Here is a 10,952-nt window from a genome sequence, read left to right on the forward strand (position 1 = left end):
TTGACTCAATTTTCACATAATGGAAAGATTAGTAACTCAAAACTAACTGACTTAAAAAGTAGGCAAGGGCTGCACTGCCTAAGGGAACTGTCAAATTGTCAATACCCAAAAATGAAATAGCTTCTAAAGCCGTAGCGATAACTGCTACTAACAGTGATACTGCCCAAGTTTGCCAACTGTTTCCTTGAGTTCCAACTAAAATCAAACTACTGACAACATAGCTAACGAGCATCATAGTTAGGGAGCCTTCCCAACTTTTTTCTGTCCCAAAAACTTTATACTTATGTTTACCAAAACGTTGCCCAATTAAGGCTGCTAGTCCATCTCCCCAAGTCATTATCAAAATTCCTAGTGCTGCGTACTGGGGTTGTTGTAAATACCAGAACCAGGCAACTAAAATACCGAAACTGACAGAGTAAAAAAATGTCCCTAAACTTTGCCGTCCAACGCTATTAATACCAGGAAGAATTGGTAATCGGTAGGATAATAAGGTGATTGCACTGGCTAGAATAGAAGCTGTAATCCCTACACTGGCGGGAATATCGAGCCACCAAGCGATTAAAATTACATTACCAGTGCCAATATGAACTATCTTCCGCACGATTTCTGGCTTGTCGGCGAAGCGGTTTACCACCCATGCAATCAGGAGGATGAGTAACACCCAAATTGCAGCTATCGCAATTTGCAGCCAGAAAACCGGAATTGAGGTGAAGTCAGAAAATGTAATTAGCAAAGATGCAACAAAATGAAAAGTTTTACCCTTGTTACTAATTTATAAGATTTGGGTAGCTGCAATGAAATTATTATTTATTTGGCTGATTCGGGGCTACCGAATGTTTATCTCGCCGTTGTTTCTCCCCACTTGTCGCTTTCAACCAACTTGTTCGATGTATGCTATTGAAGCTATTGAACGATTTGGAGTGTTGCGTGGTAGCTGGATGGCAACTCGGCGGATTTTGCGCTGTCATCCGTTTCATCCAGGTGGTTACGATCCAGTGCCAGAGGTGGTGGAAAAGGTGAAGGAGGAGTAGTTTGAGGATTGGAGTTTAAACGCAAAGGAGCGCGGAGGGACGCAGAGAATGAGAAGAGGGGTAGATTATTAAATGATTTGTTCGTGAGTATAGCTATTTGGGGAGATGTCAACAGATGAGGTTTTCATCTAGCGTGGGAAGGTTGAATAATTTAATTTAGATTTATCATGCTTAATCCTACTGCGATTTCTATACCAGAACCACAAATTCCTACGCCTGGGCCGAATCCACTACCTAGCCCCAATCCTCAGCCGAATCCGCTACCTAGTCCTGAACCTGTACCTGCTCCCATTCCTCAGACGGTTCCAGGGCCAATTCCCCAAACCATACCGGAACCTGTTTAGATTAACTTGGTAATGTAATCTAAAATCTCAAATCTAAAATCCAAAATGCTAAGAGCCGGAATTGTCGGACTTCCCAACGTCGGAAAATCTACTTTATTTAATGCTGTAGTTGCTAATGCCAAAGCAGAAGCAGCTAACTTTCCTTTTTGCACGATTGAACCGAATGTCGGCGTTGTCGCGGTACCGGATGAACGGTTAAATGTTCTTGCTAAGATTGCCAGTTCGGTACAAATTATCCCGGCGCGGGTTGAATTTGTAGATATCGCCGGTTTAGTTAAAGGTGCTAGTCAGGGTGAGGGACTAGGGAATCAATTCCTGTCCCACATTCGGGAAGTTGATGCGATCGTCCATGTGGTACGTTGTTTTGAGAATGACGATATTATCCACGTTGCTGGTTCTGTCGATCCAGCGCGAGATATTGAAATCATTAATATAGAACTAGGCTTATCAGATTTAGCACAAATTGAGCGGCGAATTGATCGCACTCGTAAACAAGCTCGTACAAGCAAAGATGCACAGTTTGAAATCACAGTCTTAGAAAAATTAGCTGCGGCTTTAAATGAAGGTAAATCGGTGCGTCAGGTGAGCTTGAATGAAGAAGAAACAGAAATTATTAAAGGATTAGAACTGCTTACTTATAAGCCGATTATCTACGCCGCGAATGTATCTGAAGATGAGTTGGCAACTGGTAATCATTTTGTGGAAACAGTGCGGCAAATTGCATCGACAGAAAATGCTCAAGTTGTGATAGTTTCGGCTCAAGTTGAAGCTGAATTAGTGGAATTACCAGAGGAAGATAAAGCTGATTTCCTCGCGTCTTTAGGTGTGGAAGAAGGCGGTTTGAAATCATTGATTCGGGCAACTTACACACTTTTAGGTTTGCGGACATATTTCACTTCTGGCCCTAAAGAAACCCGCGCTTGGACAATTAATACCGGAATGTCTGCACCTCAAGCTGCTGGTGTAATCCACAGTGATTTTGAGCGGGGATTTATTCGCGCCGAAACTGTCGCTTATAAAGATTTGGTAACAACTGGTTCGATGAATGCTGCGAAGGAAAAAGGGTTGGTTCGCAGTGAAGGGAAAGAGTATGTTGTGCAAGAAGGGGATGTAATGTTGTTCCGATTTAATGTGTAAATGTAATTAATGAGTGGCTGTTATCGATAAGATAATGGTCAACTTACAATAAGTTGCGTAGGCTTTGCCCGCCGTAGGCATCGCACCCTCAACAAGCTAAAAGTAGGTAGACAGAATGTCTGCCTATTCTCATACTCATTGGACATAGTTCAGCTATTTCCACCTACAATGTATACATAAGAACCCAAATTCTCATCATCTGTACCAACAATCACACCGCCTTCTGCACCGGGAACAAGTTCCATACCTTCAATTTTGTGGTAATCAGAGCGGTAAAGGGGAACAAGTTGAGGGTTTTGCCGCCATGCAATTTTGTTCCCACGAAATCCCAAGTAACCAGCGACATAGACAGCTGACTGGAATGGCCCATCATCTCCGGCATCACTTGCTGAGGTGATGTATACAATTCCTACGGGGTCTACTTTAATATCTGAAATATGACGAACTTTGCCAGATGGAAACGGTACTTTCAGATTGGCAGAACCTGCGAGAGTAATTTGATATTTAGCTAAGTCAAATATTCCCCAAAAAATAGTTGCTGGTTGTTCTCCTTCACCTCTATGTCCCCAAATAGCAACTAATTTGCCGTCTATATTTTGTAATCCAAATGATTCAAAATTATCTCCTTGAATAATTCCTGGTAAATCGAATTCCTTGATAATAGAGATGGTCTTATTGGCAGCCTCTAACCTGATGTAATAAGCTTTTCCAGAACTGCTTAAAGCGATAAATGATAACTTTGTTTTTTCTGGAACAGATGTTAAAGCTTCTAAATCGATGGGTAATTCTATTTTACCTGGCCAGTTCAATGGAAAATATTCAAGTTGGTTTTTACCCTTTATGCTGATAATTGCTAAACGACCTTGGTTTTTTTGTTTGTTGTCATGGACAATCAAAAAATCGAGCGTATTGTTTTGTTGCTCTATCAAAGCCATACCACTGATACCAAAAGGGATACCACCCCGAACCGGACGCCAATCTTGCGCCCAAACTTGCTGGGATATAAGTAAGAATGCACCTAAGACTACTATATTGATAATTAACCTAAGAAACCGAGGCATATTGATTTAGCCAAGCTGTGAGTATCGGTAAAAGGAGGGTGTTAACGGATGCTCAATCATATCAAATCAAAACAATTTGCACCCACATCAATAAAGCAGTCTTTTGTACTCTTAGCCATTAGTAAAATTACGTAATCAATTGACCTGATTTTAAATTTTGGATTTTCGATTAATGACTGTGGTTAGCATAACTATTTATGCGGACGTGAGATGAAACAAATCTAAAATCAAATGACAAAGCCAATGATTTTAGACATAAGGTGAATCTAAAATCTAAAATCCAAAATTGTTTGACTCAAGATAGCACTTTCTGTAAAGAAAGCAATAATTCGTTGACAGTATAGGGCTTCGGCAAAAAGGTATTGATACCAATGTTAGTTAATGCACTGAGCTTCTTGTCAGACATAAGTCCACTGGTGGCAATAATTCTGGCTTGGGGGTTAATTTTTTGCAGGGTACGGATGGCAGTTAAACCATCCAGCGAGGGTAGCATAATATCCATTAGTACAGCACTAATTTTGTCCCTATTTTTAGCGTACAGCGCGATCGCCTCAATGCCATCACTGGCAACTAAGATTTTATAGTTGTGAGCTTCTAGTGATGTTCTGGTAATCTCTTGAATGGCAGCTTCATCATCCACAATCAAAATTAATTCTCCATGTCCTGTCTGTGGTGGCAATTCTTCTGGAGTGAGTGTTTCCATTCCCTCCACTGCTGGCAAGTAAACCTTAAAGCTAGTGCCACTTCCCACTTCGCTATACACATTCACAAAACCTCCGTGGCTTTTAACTATCCCCAGTACGGTGGAAAGTCCTAAACCAGTGCCTTGTCCTACCTCTTTTGTAGTAAAGAATGGCTCGAAAATTCTATCTAAGATTTCTCTAGGTATCCCACCTCCAGTATCGGAGATAGTAACCACTGTGTAAGGCCCCTCTTTGGCTTCCAGGTTCATGCGGGCATAATTTTCGTCAATCAACAGATTCTCAGCATAAATACTCAAACTACCACCATTGGATATAGCGTCGCGGGCGTTAACGCAGAGGTTCATCAGCACTTGATGCAGTTGTGTGCTATCTCCAGAAACCATCCACAAATCTTGTGGTACATCAGTGCTGATTTCTATGGATTTGGGAAATGTCTCTTTGAGAATCTTGCCAAGTTCCACAATTATATGTCTGAGTTGCAAAGTGATGCGCTTCCCTTCTACACCCCGCGCAAAGGATAGCACCTGTTTGACTAAATCAGCACCGCGTCTAGCGTTGATTTCCAAAATCTCTAGTAGATGGCGAGTTCGCTCATCTGCATCAGGAAATTTGAGTGGTAATAATTGCGCTCCTGCCAAAATCGGTGTAAGGATATTGTTGAGGTCGTGAGCAATGCCACTAGCTAAAGTGCCAATACTTTCCAGGCGTTGGGCCCGAAACAATTGAGCTTCTAGGTGTTTTTTCTCGGTAACATCTGTATCAACGGTGAGAATTGATTTGGGTTTCCCTTGTTCATCGCACACTAAACTCCAGCGACTAGCAACAAGGATTTCCTTGTCAGTTTTAGTAAGTTTATTTAACTCGCCCTGCCACTTTCCTTTACTAAGAACTTGTAAAAGAGCCGCTTCGATTTCTGGTGAAAATTCGTCATACAAAAGCTCACTAGCATTTTGGCCGCAAGCTTCTGCCGCTTTCCAACCGTAAAGTGTTTCTGCGCCTTTGTTCCAGAAGATAATTTGATTGTTTAAATCTCGCAGGGAAATGGCATCTGTGGTAACGTCAAGTAATGCTGCTTGTTCGCGGATTTTTTCTTCTGCCAATTTGCGTTCGCGTAGCGCAGCTTGCTGTTCGCGCAGTGCGGCTTGTCGTTCGCTAATATCGATACTGGCGCATGTTACGCCGACAATTTCTTGCGACTCATTCCGCAATGGCTCAACTGTCAAATCGTAATATCTAGTTGTATCTTTGATTGTTATTGATACTTCCTCTCGCGTTCCTATACCAGTACTTAACACTCCACGTTTAATTGTAGTGAGACGTTGAGCATCTTCAAGTGGGATAATATCCAAGTCTTGTTTGCCCAACATTTCTTCAACCGTCAATCCATAAGAGGGATTGTAAACCCAGGTGTACCGTAACTCGCAATCTTGGTTGTAGACGAAGATGGGAGAGTTTTTCAGGGCCACCCGAAATCGTTCCTCACTCTGTCGCAGTGCGTTGTCTGCCCGTTGCCGTTCGATGGCATAACGCATGGAGCGCACCAGCAAGTCGCCAGTTACTTGCCCTTTCACCAAATAATCTTGCGCTCCTTCTTGCATTGCTCTAATTGCTAGGGTTTCATCGTTTATACCCGTCAGCACAATTATCGGAGTGGCTTTTGCTTGATGGTGAGCGATGACAAAAGTTTCTAGTCCCTGGCTATCTGGCAGCGAGAGGTCTAACAAAATTACATCAAAAAGTTCTTTAGCTAAGTAGTTGAGGGCTTCTGAAAGGCGCTCAACGGGCATCAAATCAACTACAACTGTAGTAACTTCCTTTAAAAACTCCTGTAATAAAAAGACATCACCAGGGTTATCTTCTACTAATAAGACTTTAATATTTTTACCTGCCATTTCCACTACTCCGGTGGCAGTTTTACGATCGCAAACCAAAAATTTTCTATTGATTGGACAATTTTAACGAATTGATCGAAATCTACTGGCTTAGTTATATAACAGTTTGCACATAAATTATAGGCTTTGAGGATATCTTCTTCAGCTTGGGAAGTTGTCAAAATTACTACAGGGATTCGCCTGAGGTTTTCATCTCCTTTAATTTCTGCCAGTACTTCCCGCCCATCTTTTCTGGGTAGATTTAAATCGAGCAGGACAATATCTGGATGAGCTGCTTCGACATATTTTTCCTGCTTTCGTAAGAATGCCATTGCTTCTACACCATCTTCGACCACATTCAAGTGAATCGAAATTTTGCTATCTTCCAAGGCGATGCGTGTGAGTTGAGCATCACCAGGATTATCCTCTACCAACAAAACCTCAATAGGCATAATCCCTGTTATAATGCCCACGATTGCTTACCTGCTTTATCTGGAATTGTCAAGTAGAAAGTCGAGCCTTGACCCAGTGTTGACTCAACCCAAATCTGGCCGCCGTGGCGTTCTATAATTTTTTTACAAATTGCTAAACCAATTCCAGTACCGGGATACTTATCTCTACCGTGCAAGCGCTGAAAAATTATAAAAATACGTTCAGCATACTGGGATTCCAAACCAATACCATTATCGCACACCGAGAACAACCATTCATCTACTGACTGGATAACGTTTAAACTTTCTCCATCTGGATTTGCATGTGTCTTCGTTACCCCGATGTGAATTCGTGGCTGCTGATTCTGGCAAAATTTGATCGCATTGCCAATCAGGTTTTGAAATACTTGGATCAATTGGGTAGCATCAGCCATAACTTCAGGTAGAGGCTCGTGAGTAACAATTGCTTGACTATCGGCGATCGCAATTTGCAAATTAGCGATCGCCTGTTCTAAGACAATACTACAATTTACTCGCGTAAAGGGCTGTCCACGGGAACTAACGCGAGAATAATTCAACAAATCATTGATTAGGGTCTGCATCCGCCGCGCCCCATCTACTGCATAGTTGATAAACTGATCAGCATTGGTATCTAGTTGATTTTTGTATCTTCGCTCTAGTAGTTGTAAATAACTCGTTACCATCCGCAATGGCTCTTGCAAGTCATGGGAAGCTACATAAGCAAACTGTTCTAATTCCGCATTAGAACGAGCAAGTTCTTGACTTTGCTGGGTTTCTTTTTCTAATAGTTGCGCTTGAGATAAAGCAATCCCAATTTGGTTAGCTAGTTGCTTTAACAACTCCGTCTCAAAATTATTCCACCGTCGAGGTGCAGCACACTGATGAGCCAGCAACAAACCCCAAATGCCGTCCCTAACGAGAATTGGCACTATGAGGTTAGCCTTGATAGCAAACTGCTGAAGAAATTCTCGATGGCATGGTTGAATATGAGCAGTTTCAACGTCTTCCATCGCACTCACTCTGCCTTGGCGATATCTTTCTATGTATTCTTCTTTAAAGCAGGGGTCAAAAATATTTCTTCCCAAAATTACCGGCCAACCAGGTAGCACCGCCTCTTGCACTACTGTTCCTGAACCATCAGGCTCTAGTTGAAAAATTAAAACTCGGTCAGCTTGTAGCAGTTTTTGTACCTCTGTTACCGTGGTTTGGAGGATTTCGTCTATTTGTAAAGATTCTCGAATTTTCAGAGTGATTTCAGCAAATAATTGCGATCGCAAATTCTGCCGCTTTAATTCTTCATCTGCCTGCTTGCGATCTGTGATATCAGTATAAGAACCCACCATCCGCACTATATCACCTGATGCGTCCCAAAGTGCCTGTCCTCGATCTAGAATCCATTTATAGCTGCCGTCTTGGCACTGGACTTGATATTCACAGACATAAAACGGTGTTTTCTTGGCAAAGTGGTCTTGGAAGGCTTGAAGTACCCAATCTCGCTCATCGGGGTGGATTAGTTTTGTCCATTCATCCCAAGCGTTGGAAACTTCGTGGTCTTTATAACCGAGCATTTCCTTCCACCGAGTTGAGAAGAACACTTCATTAGTCTTGAGGTTCCAATCCCAAATACCATCATTATTGCCATTTGATGCCAATTGCCAACGTTCTTCACTCTCTCGTAGTGCTTCTGCTGTTCGCCGTCGTTCAGTGATGTCTTGGAAATAAACAGATAAGCCGTCTTTTGCAGGATAAGCGTGGATTTGAAGCCAGCAGTTTAGTGGCTGATAAAACTCCTCAAATTCCACACTCACCTGTTTTAACATTGCCTTGTGATACTCACGATGGAATGTTGTGCCTATAAGTTCTGGAAATACCCTCCAAATGCTTTGACCTAATAATTCATTCTGGGTTTTTTGCAACAGCCGTTCTGCTTGACCATTAATGTAAGTAAATCGCCACTTTTTGTCTAAAGCAAAAAACCCATCAGTGATGCTTTCGAGCAAATTAGCAATGCGGATTCTCGCCGATTCTGACTCGGCGTGTGCTGCTTGCTGGTGTACCACGAGCTTCTCGGTAACTTGAGATACCTCAGTTACATGACGCCTGAGTTCTAATTGGTCGATTACCAAGCGGCTTAGAGCTACAAGCGCCTCCACTTGTTTTTGGCTCAATTCTTTTGGGGCTTGGTCAATTACACACAGAGTTCCCAGCATATCTCCCTTGGGAGTAATTAGGGGTACACCTGCATAAAACCGTATATATGGATAGCCAATTACGACCGCATTATTTGCTAATGTTTCATCAGCAAGGGTGTCAGGAACCACCACAACATTACGCCGCTCTTGGCAAAGGTAAGATAACCCAATACACCGCGGCATTTCTGATACATCTAAGCCTACTTTTGCCTTAAACCATTGACGGTTTTCATCAATGAAATTTACCAAGGATATGGACGTACCACAAATAAATGCCGCTAACTGAGCAAGATTGTCGTAAGCTTCTTCCGGTTCGGTGTCAAGAATTTGATACTGGCGGAGAGCTTCTAGCCTTGCCACTTCTGTATCAATTTGTCCAGCTTTCATTAACTTTTCTTGATAAATTTAAATGTAATATCCAGTCATGAGGGTGGCTATCTCAAGAATAGCTTAACCTCTTGTAATAATTCTTAGTCTTTTCCCCGCCTCTGGCTGTTCAGGAAAGCCTGTTAAATTCTATCAAAATGCCAAATTCGCATTAAAAGTGATTTTTAGTACCAAGCATTCCCTGTATACGCCGCAAAATTATTGCGTAGGCATAGCTCTTCGGTATATATCGCGCTAATTTTAGTGTAAACAAATTTAGTCTGTATAAGGAGATTTAATTGTTGCAGACTATCTACTAATCATTAAAACCTCACCTTGTCCTCACACACATCCCTCTCGTTAACAAGGCTACGTTGTACACCCACAAGTTCTTAACCTGCAATGCCATTGTATCGACTGACAATGCTCTACATGAGAATAAAGAAAGCGTCATCAAGCTAAGTTTTTAGGACTTGTGTGTACACCGTAGCCGTGAGTTCTGAGAGGGACAGGTTTTGCACAAGCAAAATCAGGGTGAGGTTTCTTTGGGCTATTTGATAAACCGTGAATTACGTCACCTTGACAGCACTACTATTACACCTCTACCAAAACCGCTTCTCGCAGCTTGGCAATCACATCACTTAAATTACCCGTGTTCAGGCGGTAACTCAAAGGATGGGCAATCAACCGCGCCGTGCTTTCATAGAGAGTCGCAATTTCAATCAAACCATTTTCGCGCAAAGTCCGCCCTGTAGAAACCAAATCCACGATCGCTTCTGACATTCCAGTAATCGGGCCTAGTTCAACTGAACCATACAACGGCACTATTTCCACAGGTAAATCTAGACTGTGGAAATATTCACGAGCGCAATTCACATATTTTGAAGCAACTCTACCATGCGCTGGTAAATCTAAAGGCGATCGGTAAGAACTGGATGCTTTTACTGCCACCGACATCCGACAATGCCCAAACTGCAAATCTACCAAGTGGGCAACTTGCGGCTGCTTCTCCCGCAACACATCGTAACCAACAACACCCAGTTGTGCCTGACCATATTCCACGTAAACAGGCACATCTTGCGCCCGCACCAACAAAGCTTTTGCAAGTCCCTTAGTGTCAGGAATTTGAAGTTGGCGAGTTCCTGAATCTAAAAAAGCACTAAAATCTAATCCCACAGATTGTAGCAGCAGGATGCTATTTTTAAGGAGTTCCCCTTTTGGCAATGCAACAGTCAGCATTATTTTTCTTAATATCCTTAGCGTTCTGGCAGTTTAATAATATTGAGAATATCTCTATATGCTTACCACAAGCAGCATGAGAATTTTATTAGTTGATGATGAAGTTGAACTAACTGAACCCTTGAGTCGCTTATTAACTCGTGAGGGTTACATTGTGGATGCCGCTTACGATGGCACAAGTGGCAACGAACATGCACAAACAGGTAGTTATGACCTACTAATTTTAGATTGGATGTTGCCAGGAAAAACGGGGTTAGAAATTTGTCAGCAATTACGATGCCAAGGTAAAACTACTCCCGTGCTGTTTCTCACAGCCAAGGATACTTTAGATGACCGCGTACAGGGTTTAGATGCTGGTGCAGACGACTATTTGGTTAAACCTTTTGAACTGCGGGAGTTACTAGCGAGAGTCCGGGCTTTATTGCGTCGTTCCGGTTCCCAAACCTATGAAACCACCACTGGACGTTTAACCGTCGCTGATTTAGAACTCGATTGTGAAAATCAAGTAGCCTATCGCCAAGGAAGAATAATTGAGCTATCGCAAAAAGAAAGCCA

Annotated in this window: 10 protein-coding genes; 4 read left to right on the forward strand and 6 right to left on the reverse strand. The window is 42.3% G+C overall.

From position 1 onward, the window contains the following. Positions 1–28: 28 nt before the first annotated feature. Complete coding sequence (locus tag VE944_RS17660) at positions 29–733, reverse strand: diacylglycerol/polyprenol kinase family protein (protein WP_324979476.1); 705 nt, start codon at positions 731–733, stop codon at positions 29–31. A gap of 61 nt (positions 734–794) precedes the next feature. Between VE944_RS17660 and yidD the strand changes: the two genes are divergently transcribed. From yidD to ychF, 3 genes are all read left to right on the forward strand, one after another. After that, complete coding sequence (yidD, locus tag VE944_RS17665; RefSeq protein WP_012412579.1) at positions 795–1,031, forward strand: membrane protein insertion efficiency factor YidD; 237 nt, start codon at positions 795–797, stop codon at positions 1,029–1,031. A 167-nt stretch (positions 1,032–1,198) separates the two neighbouring features. Next, positions 1,199–1,375 carry a hypothetical protein gene (locus VE944_RS17670; RefSeq protein WP_324979483.1) on the forward strand — a complete coding sequence of 59 codons (177 nt, stop codon included), beginning with the start codon at positions 1,199–1,201 and terminating at the stop codon, positions 1,373–1,375. Positions 1,376–1,420: 45 nt separating this feature from the next. Next, entirely contained in the window at positions 1,421–2,512 is a 1,092-nt protein-coding gene (ychF, locus tag VE944_RS17675; RefSeq protein ID WP_324979485.1) for a redox-regulated ATPase YchF, read from the forward strand. Positions 2,513–2,661: 149 nt separating this feature from the next. Here ychF and VE944_RS17680 read toward each other — a convergent pair whose 3' ends face one another. The 5 genes from VE944_RS17680 to hisG form a co-directional block, all read right to left on the reverse strand. Continuing rightward, on the reverse strand, positions 2,662–3,573 hold the full coding sequence (locus VE944_RS17680; protein ID WP_324979488.1) for a hypothetical protein: 912 nt from the start codon (positions 3,571–3,573) through the stop codon (positions 2,662–2,664). 295 nt (positions 3,574–3,868) lie between these two features. Further along, positions 3,869–6,169 (reverse strand): hybrid sensor histidine kinase/response regulator, encoded by a 2,301-nt coding sequence (locus tag VE944_RS17685; RefSeq protein ID WP_324979501.1) that lies wholly within the window; start codon positions 6,167–6,169, stop codon positions 3,869–3,871. Between the two features lie 5 nt (positions 6,170–6,174). Then, positions 6,175–6,600 carry a response regulator gene (locus VE944_RS17690; RefSeq protein WP_324979504.1) on the reverse strand — a complete coding sequence of 142 codons (426 nt, stop codon included), beginning with the start codon at positions 6,598–6,600 and terminating at the stop codon, positions 6,175–6,177. 8 nt (positions 6,601–6,608) lie between these two features. Then, the gene (locus tag VE944_RS17695; protein ID WP_324979490.1) at positions 6,609–9,179 is read right to left on the reverse strand and encodes a GAF domain-containing protein; all 2,571 of its coding nucleotides are present in this window, start codon (positions 9,177–9,179) and stop codon (positions 6,609–6,611) included. A 573-nt stretch (positions 9,180–9,752) separates the two neighbouring features. Further along, positions 9,753–10,397, reverse strand: coding sequence for an ATP phosphoribosyltransferase (hisG, locus tag VE944_RS17700; protein WP_324979493.1), 645 nt, complete (start codon positions 10,395–10,397; stop codon positions 9,753–9,755). 76 nt (positions 10,398–10,473) lie between these two features. Here hisG and VE944_RS17705 point away from each other — a divergent pair. Continuing rightward, on the forward strand, positions 10,474–10,952 hold a 479-nt coding region (locus tag VE944_RS17705), incomplete at its 3' end, for a response regulator transcription factor (protein ID WP_324979507.1).

Source organism: Nostoc sp. (assembly GCF_035638895.1).
GTDB lineage: Bacteria > Cyanobacteriota > Cyanobacteriia > Cyanobacteriales > Nostocaceae > Nostoc.